The organism is Paenibacillus sp. NPDC057934, from assembly GCF_042887565.1.
Lineage (GTDB): Bacteria > Bacillota > Bacilli > Paenibacillales > Paenibacillaceae > Paenibacillus_AQ.
Map to the genome: position 1 here is coordinate 529,045 of NZ_JBHVPB010000004.1, position 23,563 is coordinate 552,607.

General features: G+C 51.2%; 20 protein-coding genes and 1 riboswitch. Of the genes, 16 read left to right on the top strand and 4 right to left on the bottom strand.

Translation table 11 applies throughout. From position 1 onward, the window contains the following. Positions 1-9 precede the first annotated feature (9 nt). From ACFVRY_RS12220 to def, 7 genes are all read left to right on the top strand, one after another. A complete protein-coding gene (locus ACFVRY_RS12220; RefSeq protein ID WP_387500453.1) occupies positions 10-1,101 on the top strand; it encodes a D-alanine--D-alanine ligase in 1,092 nt (363 codons plus the stop codon). Positions 1,102-1,156: 55 nt separating this feature from the next. Beyond that, positions 1,157-1,474 carry a hypothetical protein gene (locus ACFVRY_RS12225; RefSeq protein ID WP_066374462.1) on the top strand — a complete coding sequence of 106 codons (318 nt, stop codon included), beginning with the start codon at positions 1,157-1,159 and terminating at the stop codon, positions 1,472-1,474. Next, entirely contained in the window at positions 1,471-2,478 is a 1,008-nt protein-coding gene (gene uvsE, locus ACFVRY_RS12230; RefSeq protein WP_387500454.1) for a UV DNA damage repair endonuclease UvsE, read from the top strand. Before ACFVRY_RS12225 ends, uvsE begins: the two co-directional genes overlap by 4 nt. A gap of 182 nt (positions 2,479-2,660) precedes the next feature. Beyond that, entirely contained in the window at positions 2,661-3,545 is an 885-nt protein-coding gene (locus tag ACFVRY_RS12235) for an inositol monophosphatase family protein (RefSeq protein WP_387500498.1), read from the top strand. A gap of 13 nt (positions 3,546-3,558) precedes the next feature. Beyond that, a complete protein-coding gene (locus ACFVRY_RS12240) occupies positions 3,559-3,849 on the top strand; it encodes a hypothetical protein (RefSeq protein WP_387500499.1) in 291 nt (96 codons plus the stop codon). A 116-nt stretch (positions 3,850-3,965) separates the two neighbouring features. Next, entirely contained in the window at positions 3,966-5,258 is a 1,293-nt protein-coding gene (locus ACFVRY_RS12245; RefSeq protein WP_387500455.1) for a stalk domain-containing protein, read from the top strand. 101 nt (positions 5,259-5,359) lie between these two features. After that, a complete protein-coding gene (def, locus tag ACFVRY_RS12250) occupies positions 5,360-5,911 on the top strand; it encodes a peptide deformylase (RefSeq protein WP_387500500.1) in 552 nt (183 codons plus the stop codon). Between the two features lie 120 nt (positions 5,912-6,031). Here def and ACFVRY_RS12255 read toward each other — a convergent pair whose 3' ends face one another. Next, positions 6,032-7,351, bottom strand: coding sequence for a glutamate-1-semialdehyde 2,1-aminomutase (locus tag ACFVRY_RS12255; RefSeq protein WP_387500456.1), 1,320 nt, complete (start codon positions 7,349-7,351; stop codon positions 6,032-6,034). A gap of 123 nt (positions 7,352-7,474) precedes the next feature. Continuing rightward, positions 7,475-8,515 carry an LCP family protein gene (locus ACFVRY_RS12260; RefSeq protein WP_387500457.1) on the bottom strand — a complete coding sequence of 347 codons (1,041 nt, stop codon included), beginning with the start codon at positions 8,513-8,515 and terminating at the stop codon, positions 7,475-7,477. A 106-nt stretch (positions 8,516-8,621) separates the two neighbouring features. Between ACFVRY_RS12260 and bcp the strand changes: the two genes are divergently transcribed. The 3 genes from bcp to ACFVRY_RS12275 all read left to right on the top strand — a co-directional run bounded on the left by bcp (position 8,622) and on the right by ACFVRY_RS12275 (position 11,234). After that, complete coding sequence (gene bcp / locus ACFVRY_RS12265; RefSeq protein WP_387500458.1) at positions 8,622-9,089, top strand: thioredoxin-dependent thiol peroxidase; 468 nt, start codon at positions 8,622-8,624, stop codon at positions 9,087-9,089. A 190-nt stretch (positions 9,090-9,279) separates the two neighbouring features. Beyond that, the gene (locus ACFVRY_RS12270) at positions 9,280-9,738 is read left to right on the top strand and encodes a MarR family winged helix-turn-helix transcriptional regulator (protein WP_066374450.1); all 459 of its coding nucleotides are present in this window, start codon (positions 9,280-9,282) and stop codon (positions 9,736-9,738) included. After that, positions 9,735-11,234, top strand: coding sequence for a DHA2 family efflux MFS transporter permease subunit (locus tag ACFVRY_RS12275; RefSeq protein WP_387500459.1), 1,500 nt, complete (start codon positions 9,735-9,737; stop codon positions 11,232-11,234). Before ACFVRY_RS12270 ends, ACFVRY_RS12275 begins: the two co-directional genes overlap by 4 nt. Positions 11,235-11,361: 127 nt before the next feature. On the opposite strand, the gene ACFVRY_RS12280 is transcribed toward ACFVRY_RS12275, so the two are convergent. Further along, on the bottom strand, positions 11,362-12,309 hold the full coding sequence (locus tag ACFVRY_RS12280) for a helix-turn-helix transcriptional regulator (protein WP_387500501.1): 948 nt from the start codon (positions 12,307-12,309) through the stop codon (positions 11,362-11,364). A 133-nt stretch (positions 12,310-12,442) separates the two neighbouring features. Here ACFVRY_RS12280 and ACFVRY_RS12285 point away from each other — a divergent pair, with 133 nt between their 5' ends. Continuing rightward, a complete protein-coding gene (locus ACFVRY_RS12285; RefSeq protein WP_387500460.1) occupies positions 12,443-13,786 on the top strand; it encodes an MFS transporter in 1,344 nt (447 codons plus the stop codon). Here the strand turns inward: ACFVRY_RS12285 and ACFVRY_RS12290 are convergent. Continuing rightward, positions 13,761-14,429, bottom strand: coding sequence for a DedA family protein (locus ACFVRY_RS12290; protein ID WP_387500461.1), 669 nt, complete (start codon positions 14,427-14,429; stop codon positions 13,761-13,763). The two genes, ACFVRY_RS12285 and ACFVRY_RS12290, sit on opposite strands and share 26 nt — an antisense overlap. A gap of 110 nt (positions 14,430-14,539) precedes the next feature. Between ACFVRY_RS12290 and ACFVRY_RS12295 the strand changes: the two genes are divergently transcribed. From ACFVRY_RS12295 to ACFVRY_RS12315, 5 genes are all read left to right on the top strand, one after another. Continuing rightward, a complete protein-coding gene (locus ACFVRY_RS12295; protein ID WP_387500462.1) occupies positions 14,540-15,943 on the top strand; it encodes a polysaccharide deacetylase family protein in 1,404 nt (467 codons plus the stop codon). Positions 15,944-16,216: 273 nt separating this feature from the next. Then, complete coding sequence (locus ACFVRY_RS12300) at positions 16,217-17,470, top strand: DUF58 domain-containing protein (protein ID WP_387500463.1); 1,254 nt, start codon at positions 16,217-16,219, stop codon at positions 17,468-17,470. Next, positions 17,439-19,853, top strand: a complete 2,415-nt coding sequence (locus ACFVRY_RS12305; protein WP_387500464.1) for a transglutaminase TgpA family protein — start codon at positions 17,439-17,441, stop codon at positions 19,851-19,853. The genes ACFVRY_RS12300 and ACFVRY_RS12305 overlap by 32 nt, the downstream gene beginning before the upstream one ends. A 216-nt stretch (positions 19,854-20,069) precedes the next feature. Next, complete coding sequence (guaA, locus tag ACFVRY_RS12310; protein WP_387500465.1) at positions 20,070-21,608, top strand: glutamine-hydrolyzing GMP synthase; 1,539 nt, start codon at positions 20,070-20,072, stop codon at positions 21,606-21,608. 322 nt (positions 21,609-21,930) lie between these two features. Next, positions 21,931-22,029: riboswitch (purine riboswitch) on the top strand. A gap of 125 nt (positions 22,030-22,154) precedes the next feature. Then, positions 22,155-23,555 (top strand): NCS2 family permease, encoded by a 1,401-nt coding sequence (locus ACFVRY_RS12315; RefSeq protein WP_387500466.1) that lies wholly within the window; start codon positions 22,155-22,157, stop codon positions 23,553-23,555. Positions 23,556-23,563 lie beyond the last annotated feature (8 nt).

Consider the following 23,563-nt stretch of genomic DNA (forward strand, 5'->3'; position numbering starts at 1 on the left):
TATTGGAGTATGGGGAACGCAAAATTGACCGTAGGTCTGGTATACGGCGGCAAATCCGGTGAGCATGAGGTGTCGCTGCAGACGGCTTTTGCAGTCATGAATGCTTTTGATTACGATAAATATGAGATTCTACCTTTTTATATTACGAAGCAGGGATTGTGGAAGGTTGGCGAGACGCTGACAGCGCCTTTCGCGCAGATTGAGCAGCTCAAGCTTGCCGATGCATCTTCCGATTCAGGAGTTGCGATGAGCGCTGTGTTCAGCGGTCTTTCCGGTGAGGCGCCAGCGGTTGATGTGATGTTCCCGATGCTGCACGGCACTTATGGGGAAGATGGTACGATCCAGGGCTTGTTCGAAATCGCGAACATTCCTTATATTGGGGCTGGCGTTTTGGCCTCGGCGGCAGGCATGGATAAGGTTGTAATGAAGAAGCTGTTCGCTGAAGCCGGACTGGACCAGTGTGAGTACAGCTACTTCAACGTTAGCTCGTGGAAACACAGAAGTCATGAGCTGATCGTGAGTGTGGAGGATAAGCTGGGTTACCCCGTGTTCGTTAAGCCAGCCAACCTGGGCTCCAGCGTGGGCATTTCCAAAGCGGAAGATCAAGAGAGTCTGGTTAAGGCTGTTGAGTATGCTTTCCGGTATGATACGAAGGTCATTATTGAAGAATTCGTGGATGCACGGGAGCTCGAGGTTGGCGTGCTCGGCAACGAAGAGCCTGAAGCCTCCATTCCGGGTGAAATTGTTTCCTCCGGTGAATATTATGATTACGCGGCCAAATACATTGACGGCAAATCACAAATGCTGATTCCGGCTCCGGTTGAACCCGATATTGCTGACCGGCTCAGAGAATCGGCGCTGGTGGCTTTCAAGGCTATTGAAGGAAGTGGAATTACGCGGGCTGACTTCTTCGTGCGCAGATCTGACGGCAAAATTATGATCAATGAAGTGAACACGATGCCAGGCTTCACGCCTTACAGTATGTACCCACTACTGTGGCGTGAGACTGGCGTGTCCTATAGAGCGCTGCTAGACCGTATGATCGAGCTGGCGTTGGAGCGCTATAATTTCAAGCAAAACCTGAAATACGATAACGAATAATACAGTATGGCAAAGTGCCAGGCGGGATTATCCCGGCCGGAGAGGAGAGAGAAGGATGGGCTTTCAATCAGAGTTCAATTCGGTATGCAAATTCAAAAGTGAACAGGAACTGTATGAGCTGCTGGAGTATGGTCGCACTAAGATGGTAAAGCAAGGATTTCGCGTCTATCCGACCGGGCAAAAGGTCATCGCCTACACTCCGGAGAATGTTGCTGTGGCGATCGTCAAAATTTCGGCGTCCATCGCCGAGATCAATTTTCAGGGACATGAGGTAACAGCGGTGGAGATGGATCTCGTCCGCAAGCTGAATGAGGAAGAATCAAGGGTGCAGACCGCGCTTGCTTATGAGATGTTTTTCGGGGAAGAGAAATGATTGTACGGTTCGGTTATGTGGCGATGTCCACGGTTATTCCCGACTGTTCACCTTCCAAGACGATGACGATGGCTTCATTCAAAAAGCTGGAGGATCGCGAAGCAGCGCTTAGTCGTCTGGAGACCATCACCCGAACGAATCTGCACAACACGCTACGTCTGCTGAAACATAACAATGGTTCCGATATCAAAGTATACCGGATGACCTCGAAGCTGGTCCCGCTGGCAACGCATCCTGATCTTAAGGATTGGAAGCCGCTGGCGGCACTAGCGGATGCGTTCGCTGAAGTGGGCGATTATGTGAAGAGACACGGCATGAGGGTGTCGTTTCACCCGGATCATTTCACGGTACTCAGTACGCCGCGGCCAGAGGTGCTGGTGAATTCCATCCGGGATCTCCAGCATCATTCCGCTATGCTGCAGGCGATGGGACTGCCCGCAACGGCAAAGAACAACATCCACATCGGCGGAGCCTATGGGGACAAGCCTACGGCGGCAGCTCGGTTTGAGGATCATTTCCGTGAGCTTCCCTTGGAACTGCAGGAACGTATTACGCTGGAGAACGACGACAAGACCTTTAGCGCCCCGGAGACGCTGGCAGTCTGCCAGCGTCTCGGACTCCCGATGGTGCTGGATATTCATCATCAGTGGGTGAACAATGAGGGGGAACTCCCGTGGGAACTGTGGCCTGAAATTCTGAAGACTTGGCAGACAACGCTTGCGCTGAAGGATGTGCTTCCTGGGGAGCATTTGCCGCCGAAAATTCATGTGTCGAGTCCCCGAAGCCCCTCCGATCCCCGCAGTCATGCCGACGGGGTAGAGCCTGTGCCATTGCTGGCTTTTCTGCAGCACATTGCAGAGGATACGCCTGCCGTAGATGTGATGATTGAGGCCAAGCTGAAAGACGGTGCGCTTTTTGGACTAATGGAAGACATGAAGGAAGCGGCTAAGGCTGACCATAGAATAACTGTATTAGACGGGGCCAGCGTTAATATTGAACCATAAACAGTGATAAACCGGGTGATATAGCCGGAACAGAGGCCTGCCCATGACTTGATAAGTCTCCGGAAATAGGGTACGTTGGATAAAACCAAATGCCCGGGAAATCCCTTGCTGTTATTTATACTTTTTTTGCAGGGGCTCCGGCCCGGAAATGACGATTATGTTCAAGAAAGCGGAGTGAAATGATGAATCCTATAAATCCTAATAGCCGAAATGAACGGGAACCCTATGTCGTAACCAGCAAGGGACACACGGCCGTAGCCATTAATGCTGCCGCCAAGGCAGGGGAATGGATCAAAAGCAGACAGGGACAGGTGAAAGAGCTTGGCACCAAAACCTCTGCCCAGGATCTGGTCACAGAAGTGGACAAGGGCGTAGAGCAGATGATCCGCAGGCTGATCCTGACTCATTATCCTGACCATGCCATCCTTGGTGAGGAAGGCGTAGAGCCGGGTGCTGCCGCAGCTGCTGCCGCGCTTGAAGAAGCACGTGAGCATGAATATTTGTGGATTGTGGATCCAGTGGACGGAACCACCAACTTTGTGCACGGCTTCCCTTTTTACTGTGTGTCGATTGCACTGGTCGTTCGGGGAGAATTGACCGTTGGCGTGATTTATGACCCGACCCGTGATGAAATGTTTGTCGCTGAAAAAGGTAAGGGCGCATATATACACGGTATTCGTGCTTCCGTCTCGGTGGAGAATGAACTGGCTGGCAGCTTGCTAGCCATGGGCTTCCCGCCAGATCGCGAGTTTGCGCAGCCAGCGAACATGGCCGGTCTGCAGCAGCTGCTGCCGCAGATCAGGGGCATACGCGCCGGTGGCTCTGCAGCATTACATCTTGCCTACGTGGCAGCTGGCAGAGTCGACGCTTACTGGGAAGTGGGGCTTAACCCATGGGATTGCGCGGCCGGTGTTCTGCTTGTATTGGAATCTGGTGGCAAGGTCACAGATACTCGTGGGCGTGCTTATGATATTGGCACTCGCCATGTTGTGGCGAGCAATGGCCGTATTCATGATGCGCTGATTGCTTCGCTGAAAGCTGGGGAAGCTACAGGATATCAGCCATAGGGAGGAATCCATGATGACCTTGAGCGGCAATGATGATTTGGAACGCAAGCTGAGTGAGCTGCTGGAAGATGGCGAGATGGAGCAGACCGACCGCTCTGCTAAGGAGCTTAGGCAAATCTCGCCCAAGTATGAGATTCGTATCCAGACGACGCTGGACCCCATCGTAGAGGAGACGCGGCGTTATCGCAAGATCGGCCAAGAATTAGATGGCCGTTATGATAAATATATGGAGCGCGCTGGAGAGCCACCAGGTCCAGCGAATGACTCCGCTAAAAGTCAGAGTCCAAATTCCGACAAGGAATAGCAATAGAATAGTTATCTTCTTATCAAAGAGTGGTTCTTCGTTTAACGAGGAACCACTCTTTTGCATGGGTACCCGGGATGATAGAATAGAGTCAGAACGAATGATGGAGGGATACGATGCTGAAAGTTTGGAAGAAGATAACAGCGGCTAGTATGGGCAGTCTGCTGCTGCTGTTGCTATGGGCAAGTGCTCCCGGGTCAGTGCATGCTGCAGGAGAGGCATCTGCAGCACAAGAGAAAGGACAGGAGACCTTCCGCATCGTGGCGTTGGGAGATTCCATAACAGCCGGGTATGAGCCGGGAATGACGAACCCAAGCGCGAAGCCATACGGATATGCGGAGAGATTGCTAGAGCAGGGCTGGTACCATGGCCGGAGCACGCTCGCCAATTACGGGATTCTCGGGTTGACGACTTCCGGTCTGAGCCATTACACAGAGGCGCTCAAAACCGGTGCGGTCACTACATCAGATGCCATTCAGCAAGGTCTTCCCGATCCGAGAATCGCTACCTTCGCAGCGGAGATCCCGCAAGCGGCCAAGGAGCTTGCGGCGGCGAATCTTATCACCATTACAATTGGCGGGAATGACTTAAGCAGCTTGTTCCTGAAGGTCAAAGAACTGACAGATTCAGATTTTGAGACACAGCTTGAGCAGAAGCTGGCCGATTACAGTGCCAATCTGAAGGTCATTCTGGAGAATATCCGGGTGGTTAATCCGGAGGCCAAAATTCTCCTTGCCGATCAATATCAGCCGGCACCCAAGATTGCCGTTGGCCAATCTTACACGAAGCTGATGGGTGCAGCAGATCGTCTTACTTCTGCCGCTGAGGCTGTGGCAGGTACAGTCAGCCAAAACAGCGCACCGGTGCTGGTCGCTCATGTTGCCAAGCAATTTGCCGGAGCAGAGTTCTCATTGACTCATATTATCAGTGGCGACTCACCGGATTTTCACCCGACACAGCTAGGGTACGAGAAGATTGCCACAGTGTTCGCAGAACTGCAGTGGGGGTCATACCGCATACCAACCGCAGCCGCTACGGCTGCGGCAGTCGCACCCATGAATATTGTGGTGAAGGGTGTGGAATTGAATACTCCCAACAAGCCGATACTTAAGAACGGTCAGAACTTCCTGGCACTGAAGGATATTCTGAATGCTGTAGGCGCAGCTGGCAAATGGGATAACAAAACATCAAGTGCAACGATTCAATACGGTGACAGAACGGTTGTCGTTACGATTGGATCGAAGACGATTAAGGTTAATGGGCAGGATGTAGCGATTGATACCCCTGCTTTTCTCCAGAAGGTTGGCAAGGAAGACAAAACCTATCTTCCGTTGGGTGCGCTAGCCACTGGACTTGGATTTGACGTGAATTACAGCGGCCAGCTGCGGACGGCTTTCATAAATCCGTAAGAATGCATATAGTACTTATATATATCTAAATCAAGCCCGTAAGGCAAAGGTGGATGAAATTGTTGTCTAATGCAAAATTTACTGCCGACTATATCATTCGAATGGACGATATTGTTCGGGAAGGAGATCCGGTACTTCGTGAGGTGACCCAGCCGGTGGAGCTTCCCTTGCAGGAAGCTGATCGTGAGGCCATGCAATGCATGATGCAGTTCCTGAAGAATAGCCAGGACCCTGAAACTGCAGCTAAATACAAACTGCGTCCTGGTGTGGGGCTTTCAGCTAACCAAATTGGGTTGTCCAAGCGGATGTTCGTCATGCTTGCCACCGATGAGAAAGGGCGTAAGGTAGAGCAGATCTGGGTAAATCCCAAGATCATCAGCCACTCCATGGCAATGGTGTATTTGCCTGAGAGTGAGGGCTGCCTGTCGGTAGATCGTCCAGTACACGGATTTGTGCCAAGATATGAATCTGTGAAGGTCAAAGGTTATGATGACAGCGGGAAAGAGATCGTTGTTCGCTATAAAGGCTATCACGCTATCGTTATCCAGCATGAGATGGATCATCTGGACGGGATCATGTTCTATGACCGGATTAACAAAGAGAACCCGTTCAAGCTTCCGCAGGGTGTGGAAATCCACAGTCTGTATGAGTAAGCTGCCGGGCAAGCGAGTGGACGGTACTATTTGACACGAAAAAAGCCGCTGGGGAACAAAATATCCCCAGCGGCTTTTACTGATATAGCTTATATGAGTTTCACGTACTGATTCAGCTTCTTACAGGTCACCCGCCGCCATGGCGGCAAATGAAGCTTCAGCAGCTTCCAGAGTAGCCTCAATATCGGCATCGGTATGTGCGGTGGTCAGGAACCAGGCCTCATACTTGGACGGCGCGAGATTGATACCGCGGTTCAACATATGCCGGAAGAAGCTGGCGAACATTTCTCCGTCCGTGTCCTGCGCTTCTTCGTAATCGGTGATCGGGTGGTTGCAAAAATGAGTCGAGAATGCACCACGGATACGGTTGATCGTCAGCGGAATACCGTGACGGTCTGCCGAGGCCTGAAGCCCTTCGGTCAGAGTGATCGCAAGACGCTCCATTTCTTCATAGACGCCTTCTGAGCTTAACACCTCAAGACAGGCAATACCGGCGGAGATAGAAACCGGATTCCCCGCCATCGTCCCTGCTTGGTAAGCAGGACCGAGTGGAGCTACCTGCTCCATGACATGCTTGCGCCCACCATAAGCACCGATCGGCAGGCCACCGCCGATGATTTTGCCGAGCGCCGTCAAGTCAGGTGTGATGTCTTCATGGTTATCGAGACCGGCATAGGTTTGAGTGGAGCCGTAATGGAAGCGGAAAGCCGTGATTACTTCGTCGTAGATGACAAGCGAACCATTGTCACGAGCCTGTTTGCACAGTCCTTCCAGGAAGCCTGGCTTCGGCATTACCATACCGAAATTGCCGACAATCGGTTCGACCATAACAGCGGCCACATCGTCGCCCCAGGTGGCAAGTGCCTCGCGCAGTCCGTCCAGGTCATTGAACGGGACGGTGATGACCTCCTGTGCCAGGCTGACGGGAATGCCGGCGCTGTCTGGGATACCTAGTGTGGAAGGGCCGGAACCGGCGGCAACGAGCACTAGATCGGAGTGGCCGTGATAGCAGCCGGCGAACTTGATGATCTTATTGCGCTTCGTATAGGCGCGAGCCACGCGAATCGTGGTCATGACGGCTTCGGTGCCGGAATTGACGAACCGCACTTTGTCCATCGAAGGGATGGCTTCTTTAAGCATTTTAGCAAGCTTGATTTCCAGATGGGTTGGTGTACCATAAAGAATGCCGTTCTCAGCAGCTTGAGTGATGGCTGCGGTAATGTGAGGGTGGGCATGGCCGGTAATAATCGGTCCGTAAGCAGCCAAATAATCTATGTAGCGGTTATTGTCCTCATCCCAGAAATGCGCGCCGCTGGCCCGCTTCATGAATACAGGGGCACCTCCGCCGACGGCTTTGAAGGAACGGGAGGGACTGTTGACGCCTCCTACGATATGTTGAAGGGCTTCCTGGTAAAGTTGCTCTGATGTGGAACGGTTCATGAATATTCATCCTTTCATCTTCCATAGGCAAGGGAACGGGCGAGCAGCGTTTATGTCCGCTGTTCGCCCGTCCGTGTTCATGCCTTGGGGGTTATTGTATAGTCTTCCGTGCCCATTACGGAACTATGGGGTCGCGGGAGCATTACTACTCGTGCCGGTCTCAGGTGAAGGAGAGGGCTCAGGACCATTCAATGTATCCTGTACAAATTTCTTGAGCTTGCTGTTGCTGCTGATGCCTATAACAGCTGCCCCGCTACTGGTTTTGTCTTCAGTGAGCAGGTTCATCGGCGGGATCTGCTCACTGCCGTTAATACTGCTATCATAGCCAACGCTCGCTAACTTCGCCATATCGGTCAGTGTCAGATTGGTGTCAATATACGGACTAACATCTGACAGAATGGACGGTAGCTTGAAGAGTGTAGTGGTACTTTTCAGTTTGTCGGCTACGACCTTCAGGAAGGCCCGTTGACGTTCGGTCCGGGTGAAGTCAGAGGTAGCGTCATGACGGAAACGGACGTACTGCAGGGCCATATTGCCGTCCAGATGCTGGAAGCCCTTTTTGAGATCAATATCGTATTCGGGTCCGTCGGCGATGGTCTTGTAGACCATATCCTTCTCTACGTCGTAGTCCACACCGCCTACCGCATCCACCAGCTTGATAAAGCCCTGGAAGTCCGTATAGACATAATATTGAATCGGGATGCCCAGCAGATCGCCTACTGTCTGCATTGCCGTGTTAGGTCCATAAATAATCGCTGTATTGATACGCTCCTTACCGTGATCCGGAATAGATACATACGTATCGCGGAGAATAGAGAAGACAGAGATCTTCTTCTTCAGCGGATCAAGAGAAGCGACAAGCATCGTGTCCGATCGGGGGACTTCGCCTTTCTTCACCCCACGGGCATCCACACCCATGAGCAGAATATTAACGGGCTCCGTGCCCTCCCATTTAGGAGGATCAGGCGTGTTGGTATCCACTGTTTCCACATTTTGGAAAGGTGAATTGTCGCCATCCTTTTGGAGATTGCCAAGTTCATTGGCGATGGAAGTGAAGTAATATACAACACCGCCGATGATTAGAAGAAGTATTATAGCCAGAGTCCAAAACAGTGGTTTCTTAGTTTTACCGGCCTTTGCGTGCCGTTTCCTTCTTGGTGGCATTTCTCGTTCTTCCTTTCGCATTCACATTCTCTACATTATAATTTCTTTTGGGAATACGCGCAATTTCGGAATAATTATCCTAATAAAATGAAGGTGTGAGAAAATCATGAATAATACTGGAATAGAAGTGGGACAAGTCGCCCCGGATTTTACGTTGTCTGCCTCGAATGGAGAGCAGATTCGTCTGAGCCAATACTTGGGACATAAGGTCATTTTATATTTTTATCCGAAAAATATGACAACCGCCTGTACGCAGGAAGCGTGCGACTTCCGGGATGCTCATGAAGAGATTGCTGCCAAGGGTGCAGTGGTTCTGGGGATCAGTACCGATAGTTTAACCTCGCATGCTAAATTTATTGCCAAGTACGGTCTGCCTTTCTTGTTGCTCTCGGACGAGGAGCATGCCGTTAGTGAACTTTATGGCGTGTGGCAGCTGAAAAAAATGTATGGCAAGGAATATATGGGCATCGTCCGTTCGACCTTTCTGATTGACGAGAATGGAGCCGTTGTAGAGGCGTGGAACAAGGTTCGGGTTAAAGGGCATGTGGAGGCAACTGTGGAGAAGCTTAGCTAGGGATATAAGTGGATTAATTTATATACGAAAATAACTATTTGTTTGGTCGTCCATGTGAAGTGGACGGCTTTTTTTGTAGACAAACATCCATTTCAGAAAATTTCAGCAAGTAGTTGACGGGAAAATACGTAAAGAGTAGAATAGTTCGCATGCGAAGTATTTAATTTTAAAGGTACTGGAGGGGAAGGCTGTGGAGGAGAATGAGCAGCGACGGCAGCTGGATGAGATTATCTCTTCCTTTCGCCGGATCAGTCATGCTTTTCAGCAACTGCTGTGGAAAGACGCGGAGGAACTTGATATTACGCCTACCCAGTTGATGGTCTTGCGTAAGATCTCTGCACATCCTTCAATTGGAATCACTGAGCTTGCAGAGCTGTTGCATCTCGGAAATAGTGCGGCCAGTGGAGTTGTGGACCGGATGGTGAAGGCTGGTTTGCTAACGCGGGAGCGGTCTGAGAGTGATCGACGGATCTTCCAATTGACACTGACTGACAAGGGCAGTGAGATTATGGAGAAAAGCAAAGCCTCACTGAGAAGATATCTGTTGCCGCTAGCAGACATCCCTACCGAGGATGCAGGTGAACTGCTACGCATACATGGTGAAATCGTGCAAATATTAGAACAAGGGAGAGACAAAAAGAAATTATGAGTACAATAACTGCTAATGCTACGGCAGGCAAAGCCATTCGCAGAGGTCCGATTATCGCGGCGCTCTTGATCGGTGCATTCGTTGCGTTGCTCAATCAGACGCTGATGAATGTGGCGCTGCCGAAGATTATGGAAGATTTGAACATTCTGGCCAATACGGCCCAATGGCTGACAACAGGCTTCATGCTGGTTAACGGTGTACTGGTACCGGTCAGTGCGTATCTGGTGGAGAAGTTTACGACCCGCCAGCTGTTTATTACGGCAATGGTTCTTTTTTCAATAGGTACGCTGGTGTGTGGTGTCGGCACCGGCTTTGAGATGATATTGGTCGGCAGACTGATTCAGGCTGTCGGTGCAGGGATTCTGATGCCGCTGATGAACATTGTGTTCCTGCGCATCTTCCCGATTGAGGAACGCGGCAAGGCGATGGGCTTAATGGCGGTGGCGATGATTTTTGCCCCGGCTGTCGGTCCTACATTGTCCGGTTGGGTTGTGCAGAACTACTCTTGGCGGGTACTGTTCTTTATCGTCTTGCCACTGGCTATTTTCTCCACGCTGCTGGGTGCGAAGACGATGCAAAATGTAGGGAAGGTCACTTCTCCTTCGCTTGATAAATTAGGCGTCATTTTGTCCACACTCGGCTTCGGCGGTTTACTCTACGGCTTTAGTGACGCGGGAACAGACGGCTGGGGCAGCACCACGGTTATCGTGTGTCTCATTCTGGGTGCAGTTTCCCTGGCGTTGTTTGTATGGCGTCAACTGAAGATCGACAAGCCGCTGCTGGAGTTTAGAATTTTCCGTTATAACATGTTTACACTAACCACCATCATCAATATTATCATTACGATGGCGATGTACTCCGGTATGATTCTGCTGCCGATTTATCTCCAGACGATTCGCGGCTTTACGCCGATGGAATCTGGGCTGCTGCTGCTGCCTGGTGCGATTCTGATGGGAATCATGTCGCCGATTACGGGGATTATTTTCGATAAGATCGGTGCCAGATGGCTTGCGGTTATTGGTCTAATTATTACTACAATCACGACTTATGAGTTTAGTCATCTTACAGATTCCACCACATACACATACCTTATTCTGACGTATACCGCGCGGATGTTCGGGATGTCTATGCTGATGATGCCGATTGTCACTGCGGGTCTGAATCAGCTTCCGCAGCGTCTTAACTCTCATGGCTCTGCGATGTCTAATACCCTGCGTACGATTGGTGGCGCGATGGGGATAGCTGTGTTCGTCAGCTTGATGACCAATCGTACCAAGAGCACAATTACCGACGCTTTGGTTAGCGGAGCGGTCTCGAAGACAGACAAAGTCGCCATGTTGAAGCTGTCGCAGGAAGCAACCATTAACGGTATTAACCATGCCTTTATTGTGGCTACCTGGGTGACTGTTGCTGCATTGGTACTGTCTTTCTTCATCAAGAAAACTTCGCCGCAGGCAGATTTTCTGAAGACAGAAGTCGAAGCTGAGGTCAAGTAACACGTTCTCTAAATGGATCAAAGAAAGGGCTGTTCTCACCCGATTGGTGGGAGCAGCCCTTTTTGATTTTTTCCTTTATCAATGATGAAGATTTGCGCATTCAAGACAGATTCTGTTGACAGAAGTCTTACTTAGTATACTTTGAGGCGATTTCTGCTGCGAGCTTCCCTAGTTTTTGCCGAATGGATGCTGGTTCCAGCACCTCGACAGACGTGCCGAAAGCAAGCAGGAAGCCATAGAGCCAGCTATCCTCGGGATAGTGGATCGTTACGAAGTACCCTCCGTTGCCGTCAGGCTGCAGCTCGGCAGCATCAAAACGGTCCTCCGCCAAATGCTTGCCCTCGGCAGTAAATTGCAGTACGCATGGGACAGGGCTACCCTCTCTCTGCCAATCACCCGCCCAAGGTAATGACTCCAGGGGAAGATCCTCTCTGGTATAGATCCGCGCCTCCTTCACCAGCGACTTCATACGTAGCAACTTGAAGATGCGGAAGTCCTGCCGTAATCCGCAAATACCGTATAAATACCAGGCCTGTCCCTTCAGCACTAAGGTATATGGCTCGACAGAGCGCTGTGTGATCTGGCCCTCGGCATCTACATATTCAAACGAGACAGCCACGCTCTCTTCCAAAGCTTCTTTTAGGATCGTCAAGCGTTCTTCCAAAGGACCGTTCAGCCCGCGTGGTGAAAAGTCTACGATGAGTTGGGTGGTCTTGCTACGGAAGGCGGCCGATTGAGATGGAGGAATCACACTGCTGATTTTCTCCATGAGCAAGGTATGTTTAGTTCCGCCGGAAGAGGAGACGCCTTGTAGCGCGGTGAAAATATCGGCCAACTCCCGATCGGTCAGCACGTTGCGGTCAAGGCGGTAACCTTCCATCAGGCTGATCCCACCGCCGGCTCCTTGAGTGGTAAGCACCGGAATGCCGGCAGCATTGATCGTGTCTATATCACGGTAAATGGTGCGTACAGACACTTCGAACATGTCGGCAAGCTCTTTAGCTTGAATGTGACGCCTGTTAAGCAACAGGATGACGATGGAGAGCAAACGGTCTATTTTCATCAGAAGTCTCACTTTCAAGAGGTTATCGTGTAATACGCTTTTTTCATTTTAACAAAATAAAACGAGTAAACCTATTGCGTGATGTTTATTTATTAGATTAATATCTAATTAGATATATATTTAATTATAGAGGTGAGGATGAATCATGAACACAGAATCTGCGGGGGCCGTTTTGAAATATCACCGTGGTTATACCCGATTGTTCATCACAGGAATTATCAATGGAATCGGTGATCGTTTTAGTCAGGTGGCGATGCTGTCGCTTGTGCTGCATCTGACGGGATCGGGGCTGGCAGTGGGGGTGTCGCTGGGGGTCAGAGTGTTACCTTTTCTGCTGCTGGCTCCGCTTGGAGGAATGCTGGGCGGAAGGTTGCCTCGCAAAATGATCATGATTACCACAGATTTGCTACGAGTACCGGTGGCATTGACTTTCCTGTGGGTAGATGGGCCGGACAAAATTTGGGTAATTTATGCCGCAAGCTTTCTGCTGGCTGCCGGAGAGGCCATCTATAGTCCGATTCGCAAATCGTCCATTCCGCTGCTGGTGAATCGGGAACGGCTGCTGGCTGTCAACGGGATGGAGCAATTGATGACGGGCATGGTGCTGATACTGGGTACATTTGCCGGTGGCGTCGTTTCGTTATGGTTCGGTCCCCAGTGGGCATTCATTCTGAATGCAGTATCCTTTTTGCTTGCCGCGCTGTTGCTTACCGGTATTCATTTTCCGCAAGGCCATGGCAGCAGCTCGGAGGGGAAACAGGCTCAAGCCCAAGAACAAGCTCAAGAACGGTCCCAAAAACACGACCAGGCCCAAGGCCAAGAGTACGGCCAAGCCCAAGCTGCTGCGGGATCAACCCCATTTTCACCGTCTCTACGTAGCGTATGGGGTATAGTGACTGGTAGCATAATCTTGCAAATTATTTTTGCTTTTGAACTGCTCGTACCGCTGGTCAACGGGTTGGATAACGTGCTGATCAGCGTATATGCGATGCAGGAGTTTGGGGCGGGAGATGCAGGGGTAGGCGCCTTTTATGGGGCTCTAGGTATCGGCCTTAGCCTTAGCTTTTTGGCTGGACGTTTGATGCATAAGAGACTGCTTCTGGGAGCGCTCGGTGGATTGTTACTGGAGGGGATACTGTTAATTGCAGTCAGCTATAGCGGAAGCTTCGTGGCGGTGTTTGGGCTGTACATTTTACTTGCCTTCACAGGAGGCATCGGCAATGCCTGCCTTGATACCTTGTTGATGAGGGAAACGCCTGTAATCTATCAACCAATCATCTTCGGGTGGCTCACGGCCTTTAGCAGTACACTCCTGGGTCTATCCATGTTTGGTGCGGGACTTGTCCTGGAGATCATGGAGCCAAGGCAGCTTGGGTTATGGGGCGGAGTGGGATTCGTATGTATTGCACTGATCCTGTCTTTATATGCCAAAATCCGTATGAACAAGAAAAAGGACGGTTTGATCACCGTCCCTTGGAAGTCTCTTTGATTTTAGTCTCAAGCTTAAGTTTGGCTCTGCGCCGGAGCAGGAACCCTGCGATTCCCTTGCGATATCGGTACATGAGTATCAGGACAACTAAGCCTGCAATACCAGAGATAATCCAGATTGCATATCGCTCGAAAATATGGAATACGCCCATCCACTGTGGACCGAAGACTCGACCGATACCAAGGAACAGCACAACCCAGAACAATGCGCCGCTGTAGGCGTACAAGGCGAATTTACGGAAGGGCAGACCGATAATTCCAGCGAAGTATCCGGTAAAGTGGCGTACACCAGGGATGAAATAACCGATGGAGATCAGGACGCTTCCGTATTTTTCGAACCAACGCTGCGTCTTCTCCAGCTTGGTTTCTGAGAACAGAAACCATTTGCCATATCGTTGAATGAAGGGAAGTCCGGCTTTGAGTCCGATGAAGTAGGTAATGGTCATACCGACCGTAGTTCCGAGAAAAGCGATTAAGACTAGTAACGTAAAATCCAGTTTGCCTGTATAGGAGAGAAATCCGGCAAAGGCCATCGTGGTCTCCCCTGGAAAGGGCAGTGCGACGAATTCCAGCAAGAGTCCGAAGAACAGTACACTGTATCCGTAGCTCGCGAATAATTCCTGAATCCAATTCAATACTTCCATAGGGTAATCACTCTCCAAAGGCGAAAAGCCGTATTCTAATTGAAAGCTTGTCTTCATACAATCTACTAACGGCTTTGAGAGCCAATAGAATGCTGGAGGTAGAGAAGAAGATGAAGGGTAACAATAATACAAACGGCCGTCGGATAATGATCCGCGGATTGCTCGTTATGGCTATGGCACTGCTGGTGACATCCGGCTGGGGAACAGATACGTATTCCGGGTCCGGGTCGGCAAGACCCCTTCCACTTCAGGCAACAAATGCGGATGCCGCTTCTTTTCAGCATAATCCTCTGGCAGCTCCGGTGCAAGCGGACACGATTATTCCCGCTATCCCGGCTGCTTTGGCAACAATATCTATTGAAAATTCGCCGACTAAAGCGGCTCCGATACAACACCTAGCGCTCCCCGCAACAGTGACAGAGACGGCTGTAGTTCAACAAGTGACAGCCAAAGCATCTAAGACGGTTTACCTTACGTTTGACGATGGTCCGAGCAAAATCACGCGGGAGGTTCTCGATATTTTGCAAAAAGAGGGGGTTAAGGCAACTTTCTTTGTATTAGGGAATGCTGCAAAAAGCCATCCCGAGCTGATCAATGCCATCTGGGAGCAGGGACATGCCATCGGCAATCATTCCTATGATCATGATTACCATAATCTATATAGCGGATTCACCGCATTCTGGAATCAAATCAAACAAACAGAGAATATTATCCGTGAAATTACAGGCGAACGGCCCCGACTTGTACGTGCCCCGGGTGGAACCTCTGGCCATTTTGATGATACCTATTTCCAATTGTTGAATCAAGCGGGCTATCTTGTCATGGACTGGACGGTAGACAGCGGCGATTCCCGGAGAAAAGGTGTACCAGCAGCTGAAATCCTGCGGGAATCCACCAAAGACTTAACGTCTCCCGAGGTCGTACTGCTGCTGCATGATGGAGGGGGGCACGGGGAAAGTGCCAAGGCACTGCCCCAGATTATTGCTCGCTACAAGGCAGCAGGTTATACCTTTAAGGTTCTGGACGATAGTGTCAAGCCGGTGCAGTTCAGGGTGTCAGCCAAGGCAGCGGGCTTGGACCGACTGAAGCCATCCGATGCCTGGATCGCTTCCAATATCCTGCCGAATGTCGCACTTTTCCAGCCGGGCAGAACACTCGCACTAGAGGTAGGGCTGTTGGAGGCCAAATTGAATCCGGGTGAATATAGCATCATCAATGGACAATACATGGTGCCGCTGCGGGCTGTGGTAGAACGGCTTGGTGGACAGGTGAGATGGGATCAGGCAAGTCGCAGTGGCCAGGCGGTCTGGAGCGGCAGGACCGTGACAGCAGATGTATTTGGCGGGGAACTGGTTGTCAGTCTTCCAGGAGGTACTCAGGAGAAGCGGGCTGCTAGGGTGGAGATCATTGGCGGCGCCATCTGGGTGCCACTGAGAGAGTTGCTGGAGATAGCGGGCCATCCTCTGAAAGCAATCAGTGCTACTTCAGAGGAGCGCCGGGTAAAAGCTGCCTGACACGGCAATATCCTGCTCCTTCTTGAGTCAGTAAAAAGGATGGAGACAATAGTCTGAGGGGAACTTTTCCTGGAAAGAATAGATATTAACACGCTCTTGCCCGAGTTTTGCACCACAGACCTAGGGGGCTATGAGCAAGTCTATGTCCGAAGGAAGGGTATCCCATTGTCCTCTTCAACTCAATATGAAAGTCATGGAAAAGAAGGTTCACAGTCATTAAAAAGGGCGGTTACGCTCAGAAATCGTAGCAGTGCCCTGGGAGAATGGCTGCGGATGCTGACAGCAGGAGGCATAATTAGTGTTCTCTACGCCTGGCGTGGAGGGCAAGCGCTGCTCTTTCTCTTGTCCACAGTCGCTCTTCTCTTGCTGGGTGGGCTAATACTGCAGCTCTTTGGGCCTCGCCGGATCAAAGTAGAGCGAACGGTTACGCCAGCCCGTCCTGTTGCGGGGGACACTCTACGGGTGCAGGTTCAGGTCAGTTTCACCTCACGGATTCCGCTCCCTTGGATGATCATATTCGATGATTGGGGGAGTGTCAGCCATCAAGAACTGCTGTTTCCTGGATTTCGCCGTTCCTTCGCTTATTCTTATAAGTTGAACGAGTTGCCCCGGGGAGTTCACCGGTTGCGGGCCTGCAGAGCGGTGTGGGGGGATCTACCCGGCTGGTTTACGGGCAGCAGCAAGCCTATCGGGGAGGCCAGTTTTAAGGTGTCACCTGCTCCATTATACTTCCGTTGGTCGGTGCAGGAAGGCGGAGTTCTTCCAGATCAGATCAGATCGGCGAAGTGGAACCGTGGTAGCAATGAGGAGGCTGTCGATATCCGTCAATATGCGCCGGGAGACCCTCTGAACCGGATACACTGGAAGAACAGTGCACGTCGTGGTGTTCTGCAGAGCAGGGTGCCGGAACAGGAGCGTGGGCGCATGACTTGTGTTGTGCTGGACAATTGTGCCGCGAGCTATGAGGTTCCTTATGGTGCACTCGGAGCACGAGGACGGAGGGGCGAGAGCCCTTCCGGCTTTGAGCAGGCGGTGTCAGCGGCGACGGGACAATTGATCGCTGCTGAACAATCCGGAGCTTATATACAGTTGTTTACCGGGGGGTGGCCGGAAGGGCTGGCGCGTCATGAGGGGCTAGGAAGGCTGCCAGTTCGGGTATTGGACATGCTCACTGAAATTGCCCCGGACGGTGGACGAAGCTTGTCGGAACTGCTCGAGGATGCCGCTCGAGCCTGGATTCCGGGAATGTCTGTTGCAGTGATTACAGGACGGCTTAACGAGGATTCGGCCAAGGCTATTGCACGTTATCTCGTGCAGGGTATCAAGATGGATCTCTATTATGTATGGGATTTGCCCGCTCCGCAGGGAGGCAGTGCTGGTCGTGAGAAGTCTTCCACTGCGGGAAGCATTTCAGACAGTCTACGCCGTCTCGGTGCCAAATTATATTGCCTGGACGGTGCGCTGCCTGTTTATGGACACGGGGAGGTGGAATTCCATGAATCAGCCGGAAAACCAACCATACGGTAACAAAAAATCCGGTTCGACCCGGCACAGTTACAGGGGCGGGTCAGGAGCGCGGAGAACGGATCACATCCTCACTGGACGAGAGCCTTCCGCGGAAGGTCAGGCTTCCGAATTTCAGAAGGGTGGGACTTTAACCGGAGTGGCTTCAGGGTCCCACATTATAGAGAACAGCCAGGCCGGAGTGCAGGGGGAAATTCCTCTCGGGTACCGCCTGCTGTTCTCTTTGCCTGTTTTAGGCCTTTTTATCCTGTGGCTGTCTCCACTGTACCGTGTCTCAACTACTCCTGGAACGGCCAGCCTGATGACAACTCTGATGATAACGGCGGCTGTGCTTATTTTCTGGGGCATGCTTCAGTTACCTGGTTGGCTGCTCTTGACGCTACAGTTTGCGAGTATTGCATTTGCCTGGGGGTATCTGGCTGGTGGGGAGGAGGGAGCCGGCTGGTTGACGGAATACCCGGCAGAACTATTAAGGGATCTCGTTAGGCTCTTGTCGGGTCATGTTACGGATTTAGGCAATGCCAGCAGATTGCTGATTCTGGCCGCAGGCTGGGGGATGCTGATCTCATCGGTCCAGCATTTAGCGATACATAGGGGGAGTTCTTCGCTTTTTAGCATGGTGTCCATAGCTTATTTATTGGTGCTGGATATTGCTTTTAGCATAGAGACGACCATAGAGGTCATGTTGTCTGCAGGATTGATTATATGGATGCAAGGGATGGGAGGGTTGTTTCGTCTACGGGAACGAAATACCCACATGAGGATTCCTTATGGCCGTTGGGGAAGTACGGCGTTTATATTAGCTCTCGTTCTGATGATAGCGGCTTGGTGCGGAGAACAGCTCTATGGTTCACGCTCCGTGAATCAGATCACACTGCATTCTGCCTTCAGCAAGCTAAATGACTGGGCTGCCGGGCATATGAAGGAGAGTATGGAAGCCATGGGTAGGGGAACCACGGGTTACAGTTTGAATTCTGCTGAATTGGGAGCCCCGCTAACACCCGGTACAGAGCCAGTCTTTACGGCGTTCAGCGATGAGCGGACTTATTGGCGCGGCGAGAGCTTGGCTTACTATGACGGTCGCCGCTGGATCAGAGAGGCGGATTCGTATACTCCGTTGAATCTTTCAGGTTTCCCGCTCCCTCCGGCGCCTGATTCGGGGCTGTCCACCCGCAAGACACTGCGGCAGCAGGTTCTGTTAGCTACTCCTTCTCCAGGAGGACTTCCGGTATTCAGCGCAGGAACTATTGACGACATAGAGTCCGGGGAACTGGAGGATGGAAGCCGTCTGGGTTATATTCTTGTCAATAAAGAAGGAGATGGCTTCCGTCTGCCGGATGAGGCGGGGAGCGCCCGGGTTACCGGCTACACGGTTCTTTCCGCGCTACCCGAGTCTGATCCGGCGGTTCTGCGCGGCGTGCAGCAGGCGGACCCTGAAGAGATCCGCAGCAAATATTTAGAGCTGCCACCGCGGCTGCCTGCCCGGGTGGCCTCTTTAGCAGCCGAGCTTACGGCCGCCGCTGGAAGCCGCTATGATGCTGCTGTGGCGGTAAGGAATTATTTGCAGAATCATTATCCCTATACTCTGGATACCAAACTTCCGCCGTCTGGCAGTGACTTCGTAGATGACTTCCTGTTCCAGGCGAAGCGCGGTTATTGTGTTCATTTTGCAACAGCGATGACCGTCCTGCTTCGCAGTGCCGATATTCCGGCCCGTTTCGTCCAAGGCTATGGGCCGGGCGAACTGGTGACAGGTCCCGGGCCGCAGCGGTATGCCGTTACCGAGGGTGATGCCCATGCCTGGGTCGAGGTGTACTTTCCAGGTGTAGGTTGGGTCCCCTTCGACCCGACGCCGGGTGGCGCGGGTGCTGGCACCGCGCAGCCTGCCGTTCCGGCGGCTTCCTTGGCGCCGCCGGCCGGGTCCGGCCTCTCCGCTGCGCAGCGCGCGGAGAACTGGCCCGCCCAGTCGCTTCCGGGCGGGCAGGTACCCGCGCCGCTCCAGCTCGCGGCGCTGGTGCTTCCCGCCGCCGCGTGGCACTGGCGGCGGAGCCTGGCCCTGCTGTGGGCTGCGCGCAGCAGGGCTGTGGGCCGGGAGAGGCAGCTTCGCGCAGCCTCTCTGACCTGGCACGGGCTGGCGGCGCGGTATGGGCCGCCGCCGCCCGGGGTCACGGGCAGGGAGTACATAGACTCCCTGCCGATCGCAGATGCCGGACTGCGCGCAGCGGTCCGGCGGTTCGTACGCCAGTGGGAGACCCTGGCGTACAGCGGGGGCGGCGGGTCACCAGCTTCCCGCCGCATTCCCCCGGCGGCTTCTTCCCTTCCGTCATCAGCCGCCGATGATGCCTTTCTACGGGAATGCCTCAGGATCACCTTCCGGCTGACATAAACCGTCTGCAGGAAGTAGAAGGTCCGGCCATTGATACACTTGCCTGAAGTGGCGACTCCTTAAAAATGGAAACTAACCGCATCATTTATGTTGCCGCCTTCAACGATTCTGACAGCAATCGACATGACAAAATCCAGCCAAATCCATGCCCTCCTTTCCTTGACGTTGCGAATTAACCATGAGTATAATGAATCCAATAATCAAGGGAGGCACGTAATGAACAAGCCAAATGAAATCATCGTTGTTCTCGATTTCGGAGGACAATACAACCAACTTATCGCGCGCAGAATCAGAGATTTGGGAGTATATAGTGAGCTTCTGCCTTACAATACACCAGTGGAGAAGATCAAGGCGTTATCGCCGAAGGGGATCATTTTCTCCGGTGGACCAAGCAGCGTATATGCTGAAGATGCACCGCATGTAGATCCAGCAATTTATGATTTGGGCCTGCCAATTTTCGGCATTTGCTACGGAATGCAGCTGATGGCTCAGCAGCTTAACGGTAAAGTTGAGCGTTCCGCTAAACGCGAATACGGTAAAGCCGATGTTGATTTTGTAGAAGGTGCTCAGCTAGTTAAAGGGTTGGACAACCGTCAGACTGTATGGATGAGCCACGGAGACCATGTAGTGGACCTTCCGTCAGGCTTCAAGCTGGATGCAGGTACCGAAAGCGCGCCGATCGCGGCTATGAGCAATGCCGAGCGCCAGTTCTTTGCGGTACAGTTCCATCCAGAGGTTCGTCACTCCGAGCATGGTAACGAGATGATCTCTAACTTCCTGTATGAAGTCTGTGGCTGCGAAGGCAACTGGACGATGGAATCGTTTATTGAAGAAGCCATTCAAGACATCCGGGATCAAGTAGGGGACAAAAAAGTACTATGTGCTCTTAGTGGCGGTGTGGATTCTTCCGTAGTGGCGATGCTTATTCACCGAGCTATCGGGGATCAGCTGACTTGTATGTTTATTGACCACGGTTTATTACGCAAAGGTGAAGCCGAGGACGTTATGGAGATGTTCGTAGGTAAATTCGATATTCATGTGGTGAAGATCGATGCCAAAGAGCGCTTTATGAGCAAGCTGGCTGGTGTGGATGATCCTGAGCAAAAACGTAAAATCATCGGCAACGAATTCATTTACTGTTTCGATGAAGAATCGGCCAAGCTGGGTGACTTCTCCTTCCTTGCACAAGGTACGCTGTATACGGATATTGTGGAGAGTGGAACAGCAACAGCACAGACCATCAAATCGCACCATAACGTGGGCGGTCTGCCGGAAGACATGAAATTCAGCCTGATCGAGCCGCTTAATACCTTGTTCAAGGACGAAGTCCGCAAGTTGGGCGAAGAGCTGGGCATGCCAAGTGCTCTCGTATGGCGTCAGCCGTTCCCAGGTCCGGGTCTTGCTATCCGTGTGCTGGGCGAAGTGACAGAGGAGAAACTGAAGATCGTTCAGGATTCCGACTACATTCTGCGTGAAGAAATCGTCAAAGCCGGTCTCGACCGCGAAATTTGGCAGTATTTCACTGCATTGCCGAACATGAAGAGTGTTGGCGTTATGGGTGATGCTCGTACGTATTCCTACACCGTAGGTATTCGTGCAGTAACCTCCATTGATGGCATGACTGCAGACTGGGCACGTATTCCTTGGGATATCCTTGAGAAGATTTCCGTACGGATCGTTAACGAAGTAGAGAATGTAAACCGTATCGTTTATGACGTAACTTCGAAACCACCTGCAACAATTGAGTGGGAGTAGGTAACCAGTTGCTATAGATTGAAAAAATACTCTCTTTTATCTGCGTTGTTCAGCAAATAGAAGGGAGTATTTTTTATACTCTAAAGAATTCTGTCGAGAATTGAGGATTCAAAGTTCCGACCGGACACAACATTATTGCGAGCTATAGTGAGTCTAGGCGTTCAATTTTTTACAAAGCAGTACAATGTTTAATACACTTTTCTTCACGATTACGATATGGAACTGGTGTGAATTGTCGTTTTTACGAACAATACAAAAAAAATACTGTTTAATGTTCGTTTTTGTCATTGACAAGGGATGTCATCTCCCCCTAAAATGATAAAGCACAACAACATCATTTACTCGTATAATTCCGGGGATTGGCCCGGAAGTCTCTACAGGTCACCGTAATGACCTGGCTACGATTTAAGAAGAGAACTATCTCCTGTGATCATCGCCTTTGGATTGGCGATATGCAGGAACCTACTCTTTTTTATCTGGCCGGTGTCTATCAGACTCCGGCTTTTTGTTGCTGTCAGACACAACATACCTTAGGGGGAGAACAATTTGAATCGCTTTTTCAAGTTGAAAGAGAATGGTACTACCGTTCGTACAGAGATTATGGCCGGCTTGACTACGTTTATGGCAATGGCTTATATCCTGTCCGTAAATCCCAACATACTGACCGCTTTTGGCCAGATCGACATGGGATGGTATTCTGTATTTTTGGCTACAGCGATAGCCGCAGGTGTTTTCACTATTGCTATGGGGTTGTTCATTAACTTCCCGGTTGCATTAGCACCTGGTATGGGACTCAATGCTTATTTCGCATCGGTTATCCTGTCATCCGCCACATCGGATCATCCATTCACTTGGCAGATGGGTCTTACCGCCGTATTCATTTCAGGTCTGATCTTTATCCTGCTAACGGTAACCAAGGTACGTCAGATCTTGTTGACAGCTATTCCTGACAGCCTGAAGCATGCAATCACCGTCGGTATCGGCTTGTTTATTACCATTATCGGCCTTAAGAACAGCGGAATTATGACGATCGGCGTGGAAGCGGGCAACGACATTGCCGCTCATAAGTTCACAGATGTCCTTTCTTTTGAAACAGTTATCCATCTGGGCAGCCTGGAGAGTACTAATGTCCAGCTTGCCATTATCGGCCTGCTGCTGATCGCAATCCTGATGGTACTGAATGTTCGCGGCGCGATCCTGTTCGGTATTCTAGGTACTACTGCAGTGGGAATTCTGATGGGTGCAGTGGATTTCAGTCCTCTTTCCAACCCGCAAACACCATGGGTTCCTGATTTCACTCAATTGAACTTTATGGAATTTGACTGGGATGGCATTCTGCATACCGGTATTATTTCCGCCATTGCGACATTCACTTTCGTAGAGTTGTTTGATACATTTGGTACACTTGTAGGTACAGCTCAACGTGCTGGAATTATGGACAACCCTGAAGAAGGTAAGAAGCGTGTAGGTAACGCAATGTTCGTCGATGCGGTGGCAGTAGCTGGTGGTGCCATGGTCGGAACTTCCACAACTACGGCTTATGTAGAGAGTGCTGCTGGGGTTGCTGAAGGTGGTCGTACAGGTCTTACCGCAGTAACTACAGGTGTCTGCTTCCTGTTGGCACTGTTCCTTGCTCCTGTGGCTGCACTTATCCCTGGTTCTGCTACAGCTGCGGCCCTAATTGTTGTAGGTGTGCTGATGGCGCAATCACTTCGTAATATTGATTTCCAGGACATGGTCGTTGCCATTCCTGCGTTCCTGACATTTGTTATCATGCCTTTCACTTACAATATCGCTAACGGTATTTCCTTCGGTATCGTTACTTATGTCATTCTTGCTTCTGTCTCAAACTTGGCTGGCAAAAAGAAATACGACATTCACTGGATGATGTGGGTACTCGCGATCCTGATTATTCTCCGTTATGCATTGATGGGTAGTCAGGGCTAAAGCCCGTA